Annotated in this window: 13 protein-coding genes; 6 read left to right on the forward strand and 7 right to left on the reverse strand. The window is 71.8% G+C overall.

Annotated features, from left to right (window positions below):
- Positions 1–54: 54 nt before the first annotated feature.
- Genes ABH920_RS11445 through ABH920_RS11455 form a run of 3 tightly spaced genes read left to right on the forward strand, consistent with a single transcriptional unit; the run spans position 55 to position 7479 of the window.
- The gene (locus tag ABH920_RS11445) at positions 55–3279 is read left to right on the forward strand and encodes an alpha-mannosidase (protein WP_370348881.1); all 3225 of its coding nucleotides are present in this window, start codon (positions 55–57) and stop codon (positions 3277–3279) included.
- Positions 3272–5536 (forward strand): ROK family protein, encoded by a 2265-nt coding sequence (locus ABH920_RS11450; RefSeq protein WP_370348882.1) that lies wholly within the window; start codon positions 3272–3274, stop codon positions 5534–5536. Before ABH920_RS11445 ends, ABH920_RS11450 begins: the two co-directional genes overlap by 8 nt.
- 14 nt (positions 5537–5550) lie before the next feature.
- Complete coding sequence (locus ABH920_RS11455; RefSeq protein WP_370348883.1) at positions 5551–7479, forward strand: DUF2264 domain-containing protein; 1929 nt, start codon at positions 5551–5553, stop codon at positions 7477–7479.
- Positions 7480–7498: 19 nt separating this feature from the next.
- Here ABH920_RS11455 and ABH920_RS11460 read toward each other — a convergent pair whose 3' ends face one another.
- Positions 7499–7822, reverse strand: coding sequence for a multiprotein-bridging factor 1 family protein (locus ABH920_RS11460; protein ID WP_370348884.1), 324 nt, complete (start codon positions 7820–7822; stop codon positions 7499–7501).
- A 64-nt stretch (positions 7823–7886) separates the two neighbouring features.
- Positions 7887–9065 (reverse strand): serine hydrolase domain-containing protein, encoded by a 1179-nt coding sequence (locus tag ABH920_RS11465; RefSeq protein ID WP_370348885.1) that lies wholly within the window; start codon positions 9063–9065, stop codon positions 7887–7889.
- Positions 9066–9171: 106 nt separating this feature from the next.
- Here ABH920_RS11465 and ABH920_RS11470 point away from each other — a divergent pair, with 106 nt between their 5' ends.
- A complete protein-coding gene (locus tag ABH920_RS11470) occupies positions 9172–10428 on the forward strand; it encodes a DUF5937 family protein (RefSeq protein WP_370348886.1) in 1257 nt (418 codons plus the stop codon).
- A 12-nt stretch (positions 10429–10440) separates the two neighbouring features.
- Here the strand turns inward: ABH920_RS11470 and ABH920_RS11475 are convergent, their stop codons facing one another.
- On the reverse strand, positions 10441–11316 hold the full coding sequence (locus ABH920_RS11475; RefSeq protein ID WP_370348887.1) for a LysR family transcriptional regulator: 876 nt from the start codon (positions 11314–11316) through the stop codon (positions 10441–10443).
- Positions 11317–11396: 80 nt separating this feature from the next.
- On the opposite strand from ABH920_RS11475, the gene ABH920_RS11480 reads away from it, so the two are divergent.
- Positions 11397–12632: an MFS transporter gene (locus ABH920_RS11480; RefSeq protein WP_370348888.1), complete on the forward strand. Its 1236-nt coding sequence runs from the start codon at positions 11397–11399 to the stop codon at positions 12630–12632.
- A gap of 15 nt (positions 12633–12647) precedes the next feature.
- Here ABH920_RS11480 and ABH920_RS11485 read toward each other — a convergent pair whose 3' ends face one another.
- From ABH920_RS11485 to ABH920_RS11495, 3 genes are all read right to left on the reverse strand, one after another.
- A complete protein-coding gene (locus ABH920_RS11485; protein ID WP_370348889.1) occupies positions 12648–13298 on the reverse strand; it encodes a class I SAM-dependent methyltransferase in 651 nt (216 codons plus the stop codon).
- Between the two features lie 99 nt (positions 13299–13397).
- Positions 13398–13979, reverse strand: a complete 582-nt coding sequence (locus ABH920_RS11490) for a hydrolase (RefSeq protein WP_370348890.1) — start codon at positions 13977–13979, stop codon at positions 13398–13400.
- Positions 13980–14041: 62 nt separating this feature from the next.
- Positions 14042–14503: a MarR family winged helix-turn-helix transcriptional regulator gene (locus tag ABH920_RS11495; RefSeq protein WP_370348891.1), complete on the reverse strand. Its 462-nt coding sequence runs from the start codon at positions 14501–14503 to the stop codon at positions 14042–14044.
- A gap of 109 nt (positions 14504–14612) precedes the next feature.
- Here ABH920_RS11495 and ABH920_RS11500 point away from each other — a divergent pair, with 109 nt between their 5' ends.
- Positions 14613–15386, forward strand: coding sequence for a hypothetical protein (locus ABH920_RS11500; RefSeq protein ID WP_370348892.1), 774 nt, complete (start codon positions 14613–14615; stop codon positions 15384–15386).
- A 27-nt stretch (positions 15387–15413) separates the two neighbouring features.
- On the opposite strand, the gene ABH920_RS11505 is transcribed toward ABH920_RS11500, so the two are convergent.
- The gene (locus ABH920_RS11505) at positions 15414–16502 is read right to left on the reverse strand and encodes a hypothetical protein (RefSeq protein WP_370348893.1); all 1089 of its coding nucleotides are present in this window, start codon (positions 16500–16502) and stop codon (positions 15414–15416) included.
- Positions 16503–16775: the final 273 nt, after the last annotated feature.

Here is a 16775-nt window from a genome sequence, read left to right on the forward strand (position 1 = left end):
CGCCGGCGCAGCTGACGCACTTCCGCACCACCGTTTCGAAGGGACCGCCCCACCGTGCACGACGACCGCAAACTGGTGGAAGACCGCATCACGCGGTATCTCAGCCACGTTCTCCATCCCGCTCTCCACCCCGAGCGCACCGCGCTGACCGTCAGCGCCTGGCACGTCCCCGGCGAACCCGTGCCGGTGGCCGAGGCGCTCGCCGTCCCGGAAGGCCGGTATCGGCCGTTCGAGATCGGCCAGACGTGGGGCGGTCCCTGGTCCACCACCTGGTTCCGATTCTCCGGCACCGTCCCGGCCGAGTGGGCCGGACGGCGCGTGGAGGCCGTGTTCGACCTCGGATTCGACCCGAACCGCGGGCCCGGCGGCCAGGCCGAGGGCCTGGTGCACACGCTGGACGGCCAGGCCGTGCACGGCCTGCACCCGATGAACCGCGACGTGCTGGTCAGCGCGCGCGCCGAAGCCGGCGCGGCGGTGGACTTCCTCGTGGAGGCCGCCGCCAACCCCGGCATCGAGAGCGCGCACGGCCGCCACACCCACTTCGGCGACCGCGCCACCGCCGGCGACGCCCCGCTCTACCGGCTGGTCTCGGCGGATCTCGCGGTCCGCGACGACGAGGTCTGGCACCTGATCCACGACGTGGAGGTGCTGGACCAGCTGATGCGCGAGCTGCCGCTGGAGGGCCCGCGCCGGCACGAGATCATGCGGGCCCTCGCCCGCGCCGCCGACGCCACCGACCCGGCCGACGTGGCCGGCACCGCCGGCGCGGCGCGCGCCGAGCTCACCGAGGTGCTGTCCCGGCCCGCGCACGCCTCGGCGCACCGGATCAGCGGCGTCGGGCACGCGCACATCGACTCGGCGTGGCTGTGGCCGCAGCGCGAGACGATGCGCAAGTGCGTCCGCACCTTCAGCAACGTGCTGTCGCTCGCCGAGGAGTACCCCGAGCTGATCTTCGCCTGCTCCTCGGCGCAGCAGTACGCATGGGTCAAGAACTCCCGTCCCGAGCTGTTCGAGCGCATGCGCAAGGCCGTCGGCGAGGGCACCTTCGTCCCGGTCGGCGGCATGTGGGTGGAGGCCGACGGCAACCTGCCCGGCGGCGAGGCGCTGGCCCGCCAGCTGGTCTACGGACGCAGGTTCTTCGCCGAGGAGTTCGGCATCGAGCAGGACGGCGTCTGGCTGCCGGACTCCTTCGGCTACACCGCCGCCTACCCACAACTGGCCCGCCTGGCCGGCGCGGAGTGGTTCCTGTCGCAGAAGCTGCACTGGAGCGAGACCAACGAGCTGCCGCACCACACCTTCGCGTGGGAGGGCATCGACGGAACCAGGATCCTGACCCACTTCCCGCCGATCGACAGCTACAACGCCGAGTTCACCGGCAAGCAGCTGGCGCACGCGGAGTCCAACTTCCGGGACAAGGGCGGCGCCACGGTGTCCCTGGCCCCCTTCGGCCACGGCGACGGCGGCGGCGGCCCCACCCGCGAGATGCTGGAGCGCGCCCGCCGGCTGCGCGACCTGGAAGGATCGCCGCGCGTCGAGGTGCAGAACCCTTCGGAGTTCTTCCAGGAAGCCCGCGCGGAGTACCAGAACCTGCCGGTCTGGCGCGGCGAGCTGTACCTGGAGTACCACCGCGGCGTGTACACCAGCCAGGCCCGCACCAAGCGCGGCAACCGGCGCTCGGAGGCGCTGCTGCGGGAGGCCGAGCTGTGGTCGGCGACGGCCTCGGTGCGGGCCGGGGCGGCTTATCCGCACGAGGAGCTGGACGATCTGTGGCAGCAGGTGCTGCTGCATCAGTTCCATGACATCCTGCCCGGCACGTCGATCGCCTGGGTGCACCGCGAGGCCGAGGCGGTGTACGGGAAGATCCACGCGCGGCTGGAAGCGGTGATCGCGCAGGCCGCCGGGGCGCTGGCCGGGAACACAAGCCAGCAGGTCGGCGGCGTGGGCGAAATCGCGGCAGGCGCGAGCAATGGTGCCGGCTCGGACCCGGCTGCGGCGGCGGTCGGCGCAGGCGGCGAGGCCCGCTCTGGCGCGAGTGTGCTCAATGCTGCGGCGCATGACCGGCGCGAGGTGGTCTTTCTGGCGTCGGAGCCGGCAGGCGACACGGTTGCGCAGGTCCTGGCTGATGGCAGGATCGCGGCGCTGGCCGAGGTTCCGGCGCTCGGCCTCGGCGCTCTGCTGCCCGAGCTCGGCGAGCCGGTGGTGGCGACCGCCTCCGACGGCGGTTTCGTGCTGGCCAACGGGATCATCGAGGTGCGCGTCGACTCCGACGGCCTGCTCCGCTCGGTCCGCGACCTCGCCCTGGGCCGCGACGCCATCGCCCCCGGCGGCGCCGGCAACCTGCTCCAGCTGCACCGCGACCAGCCGAACCTGTGGCCGGCGTGGAACCTGGAGCAGCACTACCGCAACGTCCGGACCGACCTCACCGAAGGGGCCGTGGTCACCCTGGTGGATGACGGCCCGCTGGTGGCGACCGTGCGCGTGGAGCGGTCGTTCGGCGCGTCGCGCATCGTGCAGGACCTCCGGCTCGCGGCCGGTTCGCGCCGCCTCGACGTCGTCACCGACATCGACTGGCGCGAGCGGGACGCGGTGCTCAAGTCCGCGTGGCAGCTGGACGTGCACGCCGAGCACACCGCCGCCGAGATCCAGTTCGGCCACGTCAGCCGGCCGACGCACGAGAACACCTCGTGGGACGCGGCGCGGTTCGAGGTGTACGCGCACCGCTGGATCCACGTCGGAGAACACGGTTGGGGCACGGCGCTGATCACGGACTCGACCTACGGCTACGATGCTTCGCGTCTGACCCGGCCGGAAGGGGGAAGCACCACGACAGTGCGGCTGACCCTGCTGCGTGCGCCGAACTCCCCGGATCCGAAGGCCGATCTCGGGCAGCACCGGTTCTCCTACGCCGTCGTGCCCGGCGCCGACACGCGCGCGGCGCTGGCCGAGGCGCACGCTCTCAACCTGCCGCTGCGCGCGGTTCCGGCGGCCGGAAACAGCGCGCGCCCCCTGGTCACCGTCGACAACCCCGACGTGGTCGTGGAAGCCGTCAAGCTCGCCGACGACCACTCCGGCGACGTCGTGGTCCGCCTCTACGAGTCCCGGGGCGGCCGGGCCACCGCACGGCTGGCCGCCGGGTTCCCCGTGTCCGCCGCCTCGGTCACCGACCTGCTGGAGCGGCCGACCGACCCGGCGACTGTCGAGGACGGCGGCCTCGGCCTGACCCTGCGTCCCTTCCAGATCCTCACGCTGCGCCTGACCCCCGGTTCGTCGAATGGGTGAGGAGCCCTCTGCCGGCGCGGCGCCGGGTGCCGACGGGCACTCGGTGCTGCGCCGGTGGGCCGACGGCGACGGCCAGCAGGCGTTGCGCGCTTCGATCGTGCTGCTGGCGGCCGAGGGGCTGCGCAACGCCGACATCGCCCGGCGGCTCGGCGTCTCCCGGCAGACGGTGAGCACCTGGCGCAAGCGGTACGCCGTCGAGGGCATCGAGGGCCTGGTGGACCGGGCCCGCACCGGCCGCCCCTCGGCGGTCGACGAGGGCGAGATCGTGGCCAGCATCCTCACCTCCACCCCGGACGCCCGCACCTCGCGGATGGTGGCCCGGCGCCTGGGCTGCTCGCACACCGTGGTCGCCGAGACCCGGCACCGCTGGAACCTGAGCGGCAGCCGGCTCACCGTCCCGCAGATCCCGGTGACGCCGGCGCTGGAACCGAGCGACCTGTGGCCGGTCGGCCTGCACCTCGACGCCGGATGCACGGTGCTGGTGCTGGCCGGCCGCTCGGTCGCCTCGGTGCCGCCGGCTTCGTCCGAACCGGCCGTCGATCCCTACGCGTTGGCGGCGGTCGGGAACGCGCTGGCCGAGGCGACGGCCGCCGCCGAGGCCGAAGCGGCGCGGGCCGGCGCAGGCGGGCCAAGCGGTCCAAGCGGACCTGGCGGACCTGGCGGACCAACGGGACCAGGGTTACCAGGAGGGTCCGGAGGTCCAGCAGGATCGGCTCCGGACGCCGACCGCGTCGGCACCTTCCTGGACGCGGTGCGCCGCACGCATCCGCTGCCGGAACTGCACGCGGTCGTCCTGCGCGCCGTACCGAACACCGTGCGGCCGTTACAGACCCAGATCGCCGAGCGCTGCTCCCATCTGGGCATCACCGTCCACCAGCCGCCGGAGCGCACCACCGGGCTCTCCTTCACCCGGGCCGTGCTGGCCCTGGACGCGGCCCGGCACCCGGAGTCCTCCACACGCGTGCTGCTCGACGTGGCCTCGGTCCTGTCGCGCTACGTCGACAGCGCCGAGCCGGCCCGGGTCCGCTGGATCCGCGAACCGCTCCCGGCACCGTCGGCCGCGCCGCCGACGCTCCCCCTGTCCGCGTCGGGCCATTCCGGCCCGGCGACCGGCGGCGGGGCCAACCAGATCGACCTCGGCTCGTTCAACGAATGCGTGGTGATCGAGACGGTGCGGCTGGCCGGCCGGATCACCCGCGGCGAGATCGCCGACCGGACCCGGCTCACCCAGCAGTCCGTGTCGCGCATCGCGCGCTCGCTGATCCAGCGCGGCCTGCTCGTCGAGGAACGGCAGCGCCACTCCGCCGTCGGCAAGCCGAGCAGCCCGGTCCGCCTGCGCGACGGCGCCGCGCACGCGCTCGGCATCCACATCGACCCGCACGTGCTGACCGCCGTGCTGGTCGACCTCTCGGGCCGGGTCGTGGCCCGGCGCGCCGAGCCGATCACCTCCGACCCGCGCCCCGGCGCGGTCGTGAACCAGATCGCCGATCTCGGCGAGACCGTGCTCGACCAGGCCGGGCACGGCCGCTGGGAGGAGGGCTTCCTCGGCATCGGGGTGGCCACCCCGGGCCCGGTGGACACCGTCTCCGGCACGGTGCTCGACCCGCCGCTGATGTCGGTGCTGCGCGACGTGCCGCTGCGCACCTTGCTGGAGCGCCGCTTCTCCTGCCGGATCGTCATCGAGAAGGACTGCTCGGCGGCGGCCGTCGGCGAACGCTGGATCGGCCGCGACAGCCGCGCCTGCGACTTCGTCTACCTGTACCTGGGGACCGGCGTCGGCACCGGGCTGTTCCTCAACGGCGACCTCTACCGCGGCCTGACCGCGAACGCCGGCGAGTTCGGCCAGCTGTGCGCGGTCACGCTCGGCCGGTTCGACGAGTCCGGACGGCCGGAGATCCTGCCCGAGTGCAACCCGGGCAGCTACGCCCCGGCGGACCAGGCCTCGCGCCAGATCGGCCGGCAGCGCGCGAAGCTGACCGTGCAGGAGGCGGCGAAGGCCGTCAGCCGCGGCGTGCTGTCCGTGATCGACCTGCTGGACGTCGGCCTCGTGGTGGTCGGCGGCCCGTTCTTCACCGGCGAGGTGGCCGACGTCTGGCTCACCGAGATCGAGCACGCGGTGAACGCCTACCCCACCGCCCGGCGGCTGCGCCGGATCCGGGTCGAGCGCTCGGTGAACAGCAGCGAGGCGGTCGCGGTCGGCGCCGCGTCGACGATCTTCCACTCCACCTTCACGCCGCGGCTGCGCCGCACGCCCTGAGGACCACCGCACTCATGAAAGACCTGCGACTGCCTTCCGAAGACCGCGGTCAGTCCCCTTACACCGGCTGGACCCGCGCGCACTGGGAAACGGTGGCCGACCACTGGCTGCTGACCGCCCGCCGCCACGCCTCCGCCGCCGGCGGTCTGATCACGCCGCCCGGCAGACCATCGGCGGCCGGGATCCGCAGCGACGGCATCGAGGGCTTCGCTCGCAGCTTCCTGATAGCGGCGCCGCTGCTGGCCGGCCGGGAGGCCGATCCGTACCGCCACGCCGACTTCTACGCCCGCGGCCTGGCCGCGGCGATGGCCCCGGACGGCCCCGACCGCTGGGGCAGGGCCATCGGCGTGGACGAGATCAAGCAGTGGAACGGCACCCCGCAGCCCATCGTCGAGGCCGCGAACCTGGCCTTCGGGCTCGCGATCAGCCGCACGCGGTTCTGGGACCAGCTGGACGACAAGCTGCGCGACCAGACCGCCGAATGGCTCACGCACCACGCCGTGAAACACGGATCGGACAACAACTGGCTGCTGTTCACGGCGGTCATCGAGGCGTTCCTGGTCTCGGCGGGATACGACGTCCCGGGCGGCCACGCGCAGGAGGACGTGGACCTGTTCGAGTCCTGGTACCTCGGCGACGGCTGGTACAACGACGGCCCGATCAGCCCCGCGACCCGGCACGGGAACCGGGTGGACCACTACAACTCATGGGTGATCCATCCCTTCCTGTGGCAGTGGTATCAGCTCTCTGATCAGCCCGCCGAGCGCCGGGAACGGTATCTGGGGCGGCTGGGCGAGTTCGCCGACTCCTACTCGCTGCTGTTCGCCGCCGACGGTTCGCCGTTGCACCAGGGGCGTTCGCTGACGTATCGGCAAGCCGTGCTCGGCGGACTGTGGACCGCAGCGCTGGCCGGCGTGGGCAATGAGGCGGCGGGCGCCACGCGGCGGCTGGCCAGCGGCGTGCTGCGGCGATTCACGGCGGACTTGGGAGTCGGGGTCGACGGAGCGCCGTCGCTCGGCTGGAGCGCCGCGGAGTTCCTGCCGATGTGCCAGGTCTACAGCGGGCCCGGCTCTCCGTACTTCGCGGGGATGGGGTTTCTGGGGCTGGCCGCGCCGGCCGATCATCCGCTGTGGACCGAGGCGGAGCAGCCCCAGCCGTCGGAGCGCGCCGACTGTGTCAGGACACTGCGGGAGGTCGGCTGGGTGATCCGCTCCGGCGACGGAGTGGTGCAGATCGCGAACCACGCGAGCGACCACGTCGTCGATCCCGACACCGGCAGGGGCGATCCGCACTACGCCGCGCTCGGCTACTCCACGCACACCGCGCCCGGCGTCGGCGACGCGTTCGCCGACGGGGTCGACGGGACGGCGACGCTGGTCGACGAGTGGGGGCGCGCGGCGCGGCGCGAAGGGCTGCGCGGGACGGCCACCGGCGAGGGCTGGGCCGCGTCGTGGTTCCGGCCGCGGATGGGCGGGGTCGACGTGCCGGGGGCGCGCGTGGTCAGCCTGTCGGTCCTGCATCAGGGGTATGAGTTGCGCGCGCATCTGATCACGGCGCCGGCGGGGTGGACGGTGCGCGAGGGCTCGTTCGCGGTCGCTGGTGCGCGCCAGCCCCATGCCGATGAAGGGATCACGGACACCGGCGATGGGATTTCGGTGCACGGCGGTGATGTGACCGTGGACCTCGTGCCCCTGCACGGCTGGACCGGCTCGGGTGTCGCCAGGTATCGGGGCGGCAACGCTTTCGGCGAGTTCAGCGCCGCGCCTTACCTCACGGCCGCGCCGGTGCCGGGCCTGCCGACGGTGTACGTCTCGGCGCACCGCCTCGGGCGTTCCAAGAACGGATTGGTGCCGGTCACGGTCGCGGTGACCGGTGAATGTCTCGTCGCGGCTTGGAGCGACGGTCGACGTGACGAGTTCGTGCTCGACGAGTTGTTCTCCTGAGGCCCTTCTCCAAAGGTCGTCAGGCCCAGTCGATGGTGCTGTCCACGGTGAGCTCGCGCAGCTCCGCCGACCCGTCGTCCTCGTCGTCGCCTTCGGCGGCGAGGACGACACCGTCCTCGGACGACGCGTCCTCGCCGAGGACCAGGTCGAAGATGCCGGGCAGCCAGCCGAGAGCCTGCTCGACGGCTTTCAGGGCCACCGCGTTGGGGGGATTGCCGGCCTCGACCCGCGCGATCACCACTTCCGTCACGTACGCCAGACTGGCGAGGTCGGACTGGCTCCAGCCCCTCGCCTCCCGTGCCTTGACGATCATCTTGGCCAGGCGATCGTAGTTCCCGCTCACGACTCCCATCCTGAGGCATGGCGCGGCTCCGTGGTGAGGGGTTGGGGATCAGAGATTTGTCACCTCAGCCGGTCGGGGCGCCCGCCGAGCCGGTCAACATCGCCTCCGTGCGCTGGATCGCGGGCACCAGGGCGCGGTCCTGGTTGCACATGATCGCGACGGCCGTACCGGTGTCGGGGTAGATGTCGAGCTGGCCTTCGTACCCGGGGGTGCCGCCGTTGTGGCCGATGACGCGGACGCCGTTGATGCGCACGTCTTCGAAGCCGTAGGCGTAGGAGTCCTGCGCGGGGCCGCCGGGACGGTGCACGGTGACCTTGCCGGTGGTGAGCGTCGCGGTCATGGCGGGGTCGAGCAACTGGTGGGTGATCAGAGCTCGGGCGAAGCGTGCGAGGTCGCCGGTGGTGGAGATCGCGCCGCCGGAGGGGTTGCCGATCTGCACCTCGCCGGCGTTGTCGCGGAACGTGTCGCCGGCCGGGACCGGGTTCTGGCCGGGGCCGGGAGGCGGGCCCTGGTCGGGGCGGCCGGAGGCGTCGTCGAGTTCGTAGCCGTGGGCCATGCCGGGGACGTCGGCGGGACGGTAGACGCGGATGTCGGTGGCGGACATGCCCGCCGGGGCGAAGACGTGGTCGTGGATGTAGCTCGGGTAGGCGGTGCCGGATGCCTGCTGGACGATCGCGCCGAGGACGACGAATCCCGAGTTGCTGTAAGCGGAACTGCTGCCGGGCGCGAACAGCAGCGGGGTTGTCGCGATCTGCGCGATCTGGCCGGTCAGGGTGTCGGGCGGCGGCGTGGGGCCGGTGTGTTGGAAGACGTCTCCCATGCCGGAGGTGTGGGTCAGCAACTGCGCCACGGTCACGTGATCGGCGATCGCCGACGGGAAGCCCGGCAGGTGCTTGCCGACGGTGTCGTCGAAGGCGACTTTGTGTGCACTCACCAGTTGGCCGATCGCCACGGCCGTGAACATCTTGCCCATGGAGGCGGCGCAGAACTTCGTGGTCGGAGTATTGGCGATGTGTCGGGTGCGGTCGGCCATGCCGAAGGCGGCGTCGAGGAGCACCTGTCCGTTCTGCTCGACGCGGACCGCGCCGGAGAACGTGCCGGCAATTGATTGCTGGCGCAGGGCGTCACTGAACGACGGCCAGACGCTGGCAGGCTTTCCCGAGCTTGTTCTGCACCCGGCAACAACGATGGCGGACGACGCGGTCAGCGCCCCACCCAAGAACGATCGACGATTCAAAGTCACAGCGGTTCCCTTCTTGCGGATACTGATGCCGACCGTAAAAGCGCGCATCAGACCCGATCGACCGATCAACCGCAGAGTTGATCGGTCCGCCAGGAGGGAGGCCGCGATGAGCGTGCGGCTGGTCTTGGGGCAGCAGGACGCCGACCGTTTCGAGTTCGGCAGCTCACCGGGATCCGAGGCGCTGCGCAGCCTGCACGTACTGGCGGCGGTGAAGCGTCACCCGCTGCACATCTCGTGGGTCCTGGAGATGCGCACGCGGCTCGACGCGCGCCTGAAGCACGACCTGGACGCCTACCGCTTCTGGTTCGCCGAACGCCCGCTGCTGCTGCCCGGGATCTGGCCGCCGGGCGAGGTGAACACCTGGCCGGACGACCTCGACCAGCTCCGCAAGGCGCCGGTCGAGGACTTCGCCGAGCCGATGGCGCACGCCGCGCTCGCGCACCGCGGCCGGGCACCTCGGGTGCCGTGGGAGCGGTTCTGCGGCGATGAGGAGGCGCGGGAACGTGCACTGCGTCAGGTCGAAGGTGCGCATGCCGCGTCGGCGGCTGTTCTCAGGGAGCTGATCGCGGATCCGGAAGGAGTGCGCGAGCAATTCGCCGATTTCCTCGGCGCCTATTGGGATGCGTGCCTCGCTGCCGACTGGCCGAGTCTGGAAGCACATCTGCACGACGAGATCGCGCGCCGCTTCCAGACCCTGTCGCGGCTCGGACCGGCGGCGATGCTGGCCGACCTGTCCGACCACATCACCGCAGCCGACAGCATGGGCATCCGCGACCGCAGCGCCGCAGCCGATTCCGGTCCCGCCGGCGACCGCACCGGCCCGCGCGACCACATCACCGCAGCAGCCGACGGCAGCGTCACCATCCGCCCGCCGGGCGTTCGCGGCACCGCGGATCCGCTCGACATCACCCTCGCCGCCAACGACCGCGTGCTCCTCGCACCGTCGCACTTCATGTGGCCCGAACTCGCCGTCGCCGTGCACCGCGACCGCGACCGAGACCACGGCGAGACCACGACCGTCGTCCTCTCCTACGCCCTGGCCGGCATGGCCCGCCAAGGCCGCGCACCGGTCCCCGCCGAGGACCTGCTGGGCCTGCTGCGCGCCGCCGGCGACGCGACCCGCCTGCAGATCCTCGAACTCCTGGCCCGCCGCCCCCGCTCGACCCGCGAGCTGGCCGGCCTGATCGGCCTCACCGAGGCGGCCGTGTCCAAGCACCTCCAGGTGCTGCACAAGTCCGGCTGGATCGCCCCGGAGCGCCACAGCTACTACGTCTACTACCGCCTCGAACCCGAGGCCCGCGACCGCGTCCTCTCGGGCCTGGATCGCTTGCTGGGCAACGGGAATCAGGTGGCTAGCCCTTGAGAGGTTGTCAGGCTACTGAAATGGGATCCCCAGGATCTCCAGAAACGCGGTGGCGGCGGGCGTCCGCGTCCCCCGCCCCCAGATCGCGCACTCCACCCGCTGCGGCGCGTCGACGACCGGGATGACCGTCACGCCCGGGAGCGTCGGCGCCCACACCCTCGGCAGCAGCGCGACGCCCAGCCCGGGCGCGACCAGCCGGGCCGTGTAGTCGGCGGTCGTCACCTCGTAGGCGACGTCCCGCACCAGCCCCGCGGCCTCGAACGCCTCGTCCGACTGGAGCCGCCCCGCGGTCCCGGGCGGCAGGTCCACGAACGGCTCGGCCGCCAGCCGCCGCAAGGTCACCGATGCCTCGGAGGCCAGCGGGTGGTCGGGTGCCGCCACGGCCACCAGCTCGTCGCGGGCCAGCTCGTGCACTGCGACGCCCTGCGGCTCCGCGCTCACCGGCAAGCCGAGGAACGCCACGTCCAGGCAGCCGTCGCGCACCTGCTCGATGAGGTCGTCGCTCGCCCCCACGCGCAAGGTGATCCGCACCTGCGGATACCGCTCGTGGAAATCGCGCAGGGCACCGGGGATGTCGACGGCGGTGACCGTCGGGATCAGGCCGACGGCGAGCCGCCCCCGCACCTCCCCGACGGCCGCCGCCACCTCGGCCGCGGCGCGGTCGGCGGCCTCCAGGCACTGCCGCGCCGCCGGGAGGAACGCCGCGCCGGCCGGCGTCAGGCTCACCCGGCGGCTGGTGCGCTCGAACAGTCGCGCCCCCAACTCCCGCTCCAGCCGCGCGATCTGGTGGCTCAGCGCGGACTGCACGACCAGACACCGCTCGGCTGCGCGTGTGAAGCTGTTGGTCTCGGCGACGGCGACGACGTACCGCATCTGCTGAAGCTCCATGCATCCATCGTGAATCACGATCGATGCGGTGAAAAACATGTGTTGGACTCATCGATCGCCGCGGGGCTCTGATGGATGACATGTCCACAGCAGATCCGCACTATCTCCAAGGCTCACATCCCTATTCGCCATTGCGCTCCTGGCTCGGCGTCGCGGCCATCACCGCCAGCCTGTTCACCTTCGTCACCACCGAGATGATGCCCGTCGGCCTGCTCACCCCGATGAGCTCCAGCCTGCACGTGGCACTCGGTATCGCAGGACTCATGGTCACTCTCTACGGCGTCTCCTCGGGCCTCGGCGTGCCCTTCATCGTCGCCTGGACCCGGCACGTCAACCGCCGCCTGCTGCTCACCGCGCTGCTCGCGATCCTGGCCGTCGGCAACCTGGTCACCGCCGCCGCGCCGAACTTCGCGCTGGTGATGGCGGTCCGGCTGGTCATGGGCTTCGCCAACGGCGCGTTCTGGGCCATCGGCGTCAGCATGGCGATCCGGCTGGTGCCGGCGCGGCACGCGAACCGCGCGGCGTCGATCGCCTTGTCCGGCATCAGCATCGCGACCGTCGTCGGCATCCCGCTCGGCACGTTCCTGGCCGGCATCAGCAGCTGGCGGACCACGTTCCTGATCTGGAGCGGTCTCAGTGCCCTGGTGTTCCTGGCGGTGGCGGTCACGATCCCGTCGCTGCCGTCGGACCACGCCGTGTCCGTCCGCGAAGTCCTCGACCTGCCGCGGGTCAACATCCGGCTGCGGCAGGTCATGGTCACCGTGGTGCTGTACGTGCTCGGCCACTACAGCGCCTACACTTTCGTCCGGCCGTTCATGGAGAAGAACGCGCACGCCTCGTCCGCCTTCATCACCGGCCTGCTGATGGTCTTCGGCGTCGGGGGCGCGATCGGGAACTTCGGCGCCGAGTACCTGGTCAAGAAGAACCTGAAGGCCACCTACCTGACGGCGCGCGCGGCGCTCGTCCTGTCGCTGCTGCTCCTGCTGGCCCTCGGCCACTCGCGCACCGGCGCGCTGCTCGCCGTCGCGGTGTGGGGGCTGGCGCTCGGCGCGGCGAACCTGTGCCAGATCAACCTGATGCTGGCGAGCGCGCCAGACCGCTTCGAGGCCGCGATGTCCATCAACACCCTGGGATACAACCTCTCGATCGCCCTCGGCGCACTGGCCGGCGGCCTGTTCGCCGACCAGTCGGGGGTCTCCAGCGCGGTGTGGTTCGGCGTCGTGCTGACGGCCGCCTCGGTGGCGGTCACGCTCTTCACCCGGCAGCGGCCGACGCGGAATGAGGCCCCTGAGGAAGTGTTGGCCGCGGTCGGGTGAGCGTTTCCCCACCGGCTAGTGCGGGGAGATCGCCGTCCCGAGCACGTGCGTCCGGGACGGCGTCGGGATCCGGGTCTCGGGGAACTCGAAGCAGTCGAGCTCGGTGACCATGAACCCGGCGGCGACGATCGCCGCCCCGGTGTCGCGCGCGGTGTGGCAGCCGCCGGCGACCAGCGGCCAGATCGTCGCGTCCAGGGCGCGCTGCACGCCGCGCATCCCGGCGCTCTCGGACCGGATGTGCTCGAAGAAGCGCAGCGTGCCGCCGGGTCGCAGGACCCTGTCGATCTCGCGCAGCGCGACGCCCTGGTCCGCGACCGAGCACAGCACCAGGCAGGCCACCGCCGCGTCGAAAGAGCCGTCGGGGAACGGCAGCACCTCGGCGCGGCCCTCGACGACCTCCACCGGCACCGGCACGGACTCCGACCGGGCCGCCTGCTCGGCCAGGGCGCGCAGGTCCGGCTCCGGTTCCACCGCGACCACGCGCTTCACCTCGGGCGGGTAGTGCGTGAAGTTGAGGCCGTTGCCCGCGCCGATCTCGATGACGTCGCCGCTCAGGCCGGCCAGCAGCCGGTCCCGGTGCACGCCGATCCCGGCCTTCTCCAACGAGGGCCCGGCACACTTCGCGTAGACGCGGGCAAAGACCGGGTGTTTGATCCTGCCGCTCATCGCCGCCTCCAGACGCCTCACTTCGCCGTCCCCGTCACCTTCCATTCTGCGAGGTGACGGGGGTCGAGCGCACGCAGGAGCGCGGGGGCCGGCCGGGTCTCAGCCGGCGGCGGGCAGCACGGCGAGGATCTCCGCGGTGGTCCCGTTCTCGGCCAGCCGCGGGAAGATGCGCTCGACGCTGTTCTGGTGCGCGTCGGCGTTGGAGTCGGTGACCGCGTCGGTGGCGACGGTGACGTGGTAGCCGTGCTCGTGCGCGTAGCGCGCCGTGGACTCCACGCCGATGCTGGTCGCGATGCCGGTCAGAACGATCTGGGTCACGCCGCGGCGGCGCAGGTGCAGGTCGAGGTTGGTGCCGTAGAACGCCGACCAGTTGCGCTTGGTGACCCGGATGTCGCTCTCGTGACCGTCGAGGTCGGCGATGACGCGGTCCCAGCCCTCGGGGAGCTGCATACCGGCCATACCCTGGTCGACGCGGCCGGGCATCGCGTCCGAGCCGTCGCCGGCGAAGGTCACGTTGACCAGCACGACCGGCAGGTCGCGCTCGCGGAAGGCGTTGGCCAGCTCGACGGAGTTCTTGATGACGTCGGCGGTCGGGACCGGGGCGCCGGGCATGGCGGTGATGCCGGCCTGCAGGTCGATGACGACCAGCGCGGTCTTCGGGTCAATGGTGGTGATGGCCACGGGAAGTGCCTTTCCTTGGGACTGGGGACTGCGAACTACTGGACTTCGGGGCACACAGGACTTCAGGGCGAGTCGGAGACTTTGCCGAGCAGTTCGGCCGCGGTCAGCACGGCGCGGATCTCCTCCGGGGTGCCGTGCTCGGTGAGCGCGCGGGCCAGCCACTCCTGCCGCGCGTGCCGCTCGCCCTGGGCCCGGGTCCGCCCGACCTCGGTGAGGCTGATGAGCTGCCGGCGGCCGTCGGTGGGGTCGGGATCGCGCCGGACCAGGCCGGCCTGCTCGAGCACGGCCACGGTCTTGACCGTCGCCTGGTGCGTGACCTGCTCCGCACCGGCCAGCTCGCCGACCGTCGCGGACTCGACCTTGCTCAGCCGGGTCAGCACGGAGGCCTGCGTGGGCGTCAGGCCGTCGTCGCCGGGCAGCGACGTCAGCCGCCGGCGCAGCCGCCCGACGACGACGAAGATCTCCACAGCTGCGCGCAACGCCTCTTCGTGCAGGTCGTCGGCGCCGGGTCGAAACTCGGTCACCTGTGCAGTCTAGATAGGCAACTCGGGTTGCGCAACCGCAGGTGCGCAGATGCCCTGACAGAATCATTCGGAGCAGCGGATTGGCCGCCGGGCCTCGGGACCCGGCCAAATGTGGCTCGTGGTCGAGCAGGCGAAGAACGATGACAGGCGGGGCGGCCCCGGACACACCGTGGTGCTGGCCGTGGTCCTGGTGTTCCCGATCCTGAAGGTGGCCTGGACCGTCGGCGGCGGCGACGCGGCCTGGGACGTGCTGGTCGCGCTGGAGCCGAAGAACTGGCTCGACGTGCTGATGGGCATGGTCCGCAACAGCGCGGAGCTGGCGTTCGTGCTGGCGCTGGTGACCTCGCGGATGACGTTCCTGGCGATGGCCGCCCGGGGCGGCCTCCCGCCCGGCGCCGGCCGCCGCACCCTGGCGATCGCCACCGCGATGTCGTTGATCAGCCCGCTGGCCTTCGGCCTGCTGATGACCGTGTTCTTCGACTGGCGCTGGGGCCTGGCCACCGCGCTCGCGGCCTGGCTGCTGCGGCAGGGCGTGGTGATCGAGTACCGCACCGGGCACCGCGGCCACCGGGAACGCTCGGAGTCGCTGGCGCCGTGGCAGCACCGGCTCATCTCGGCCGAACGCACCGCCGCGACACTGCTGGCCGTCGTGGTGCTGCCGGTCGCGGCGTTCACGGTGGCGCTGGACGGCCGGTCCTGGTCTTCACTGGTGAAGTGCGAGGTCCAGTTCGGGACGACTCAGCAGTCGAACACGCTCATCGAGCTGACGCGCCTGGGCAACGGGATCGTCGGGTGGGATCTGGACCGCGCCGAGGTCGCCAACGCACAGGGGTGCGAGAAGGTCGACGACCTCGTGGTCCGGGAGCCCTGGTGGCGGTCGTAACACCTGGTTCGTGGTGGTGCTCTTGATTCAGGAGCCGGGCCGGAAGGCCGGGAACCCGGGGGTGTTCGTCACGAACGCCGGCGTCCCCGAGCCGTCGGCGGCGACGGTCACGACACCGGAGGACGTGGAGAACACGACCGTCTTGCCGTCCGGCGACATCGCGGGCTCGGTGCAGTCGGTGGTGGCGTTCGGGGTCAGGTCGCGGGCCGCGGACGCGGCGCCGCCGGTGCTGGTCTGGATGGACTCCACGAACACGTGCTGGTGCGCGCCGACCTTGCGCACGAACACGACCTCCGGCGTCCCCGGAGCGCTCGCCGAACCGCCGACCAGGACGTAGTCCGGCTCGGCGGCGTCCTTGATCGCCAGGCCGCCCTGCTGCCGCAGGAAGTCGTCGCGGACGTAGACGTCCGAGGACGTCAGGCCGTCGTGCTCGTACACCGCGGCGCCGTACTTGCCGCCGGCGGCCGGCCACTTGTTGCCCTTCACCGGCGGCGGCGTCGAGCCTTCCCCGAAGTAGCCGTTGAGCGTGAGCTGCGTCGGCTGCGCGTCGTGGGCGGTCGTCGGGACCTCCCACAGCGTGGTGCCGCCGGCGCTGGAGGCGAAGAAGATGTTGCTCCGCGCGGGCATGTTGGTCGAGGCGTCGGCCTGCGTGGTCTGCCACGTCGGGTGCGACCAGGTCTGGCCGCCGGGGTTGTGCGCGGCCTCGATCCGGCCGGAGCCGTCGGCGTTGGCCACCACCAGGTTGCCGGCGCCGTCGATGAAGACCACCCGGCTGCCGTCCGGCGACCAGGACGGGTCGTGGACCTGGGTGCCGAAGTCGACGGCCGTGCCGTTCATCAGGATCTTGCTGCCGCCGTCGGAGATCGTGATGCCGTTCCCGGCCGTGGCGTTCAGCGGCGCCGGCGCCGAGGTCGGCGCGGTGCTCGAAACAGCAGCCGAAGGGCTCGTCGAGACCCCCGCGCTCGGCGCGCTCGACGCCCCGGCCTGCGGCGCGACGGCCCCGCCGGTGCCGGTCGCGTTCGTCGCGCTCTGACAGCCGCTCACCACGAGCGGGGTCGCCAGCGCCGCCGCGCACATCGCCGCGCGGGCCCACATCTTGCTCCCCTGACCAGCCATTTCGGTTCCTCCCCAGTCCCCAATGTGTTGTCTCGCTGGGAAGACGCCCGGATGGCGCGCGGGTTCCACGCCGTGACAGATCTGTGACCAAGGACCGTGCGACGTCTTCGTGCGACCATCGGAGATGTGAACTATGACGATCTCGAGGCCGCTGGTCTGCCGTCATTGAAGAATGCCCAGCTGCGCCACATGCGCCACCTGTTCCTGGCCGTCGTCACCGGCGGTTTCGTGGTGCTGGTGCCGTGGATCGTCTACCTGGCGCTGGTGCTGCCC

Source organism: Catenulispora sp. EB89 (assembly GCF_041261445.1).
Classification (GTDB): Bacteria; Actinomycetota; Actinomycetes; order Streptomycetales; family Catenulisporaceae; genus Catenulispora.

Excerpts from the sequence above, each read along its gene's own strand:
- ABH920_RS11485 (WP_370348889.1), bottom strand. The coding sequence starts at position 13,298 with ATGAGCGGCAGGATCAAACACCCGGTCTTTGCCCGCGTCTACGCGAAG.
- ABH920_RS11505 (WP_370348893.1), bottom strand. The coding sequence starts at position 16,502 with ATGGCTGGTCAGGGGAGCAAGATGTGGGCCCGCGCGGCGATGTGCGCG.
- ABH920_RS11500 (WP_370348892.1), top strand. The coding sequence starts at position 14,613 with ATGTGGCTCGTGGTCGAGCAGGCGAAGAACGATGACAGGCGGGGCGGC.
- ABH920_RS11475 (WP_370348887.1), bottom strand. The coding sequence starts at position 11,316 with ATGGAGCTTCAGCAGATGCGGTACGTCGTCGCCGTCGCCGAGACCAAC.
- ABH920_RS11455 (WP_370348883.1), top strand. The coding sequence starts at position 5,551 with ATGAAAGACCTGCGACTGCCTTCCGAAGACCGCGGTCAGTCCCCTTAC.
- ABH920_RS11470 (WP_370348886.1), top strand. The coding sequence starts at position 9,172 with ATGAGCGTGCGGCTGGTCTTGGGGCAGCAGGACGCCGACCGTTTCGAG.
- ABH920_RS11450 (WP_370348882.1), top strand. The coding sequence starts at position 3,272 with ATGGGTGAGGAGCCCTCTGCCGGCGCGGCGCCGGGTGCCGACGGGCAC.
- ABH920_RS11480 (WP_370348888.1), top strand. The coding sequence starts at position 11,397 with ATGTCCACAGCAGATCCGCACTATCTCCAAGGCTCACATCCCTATTCG.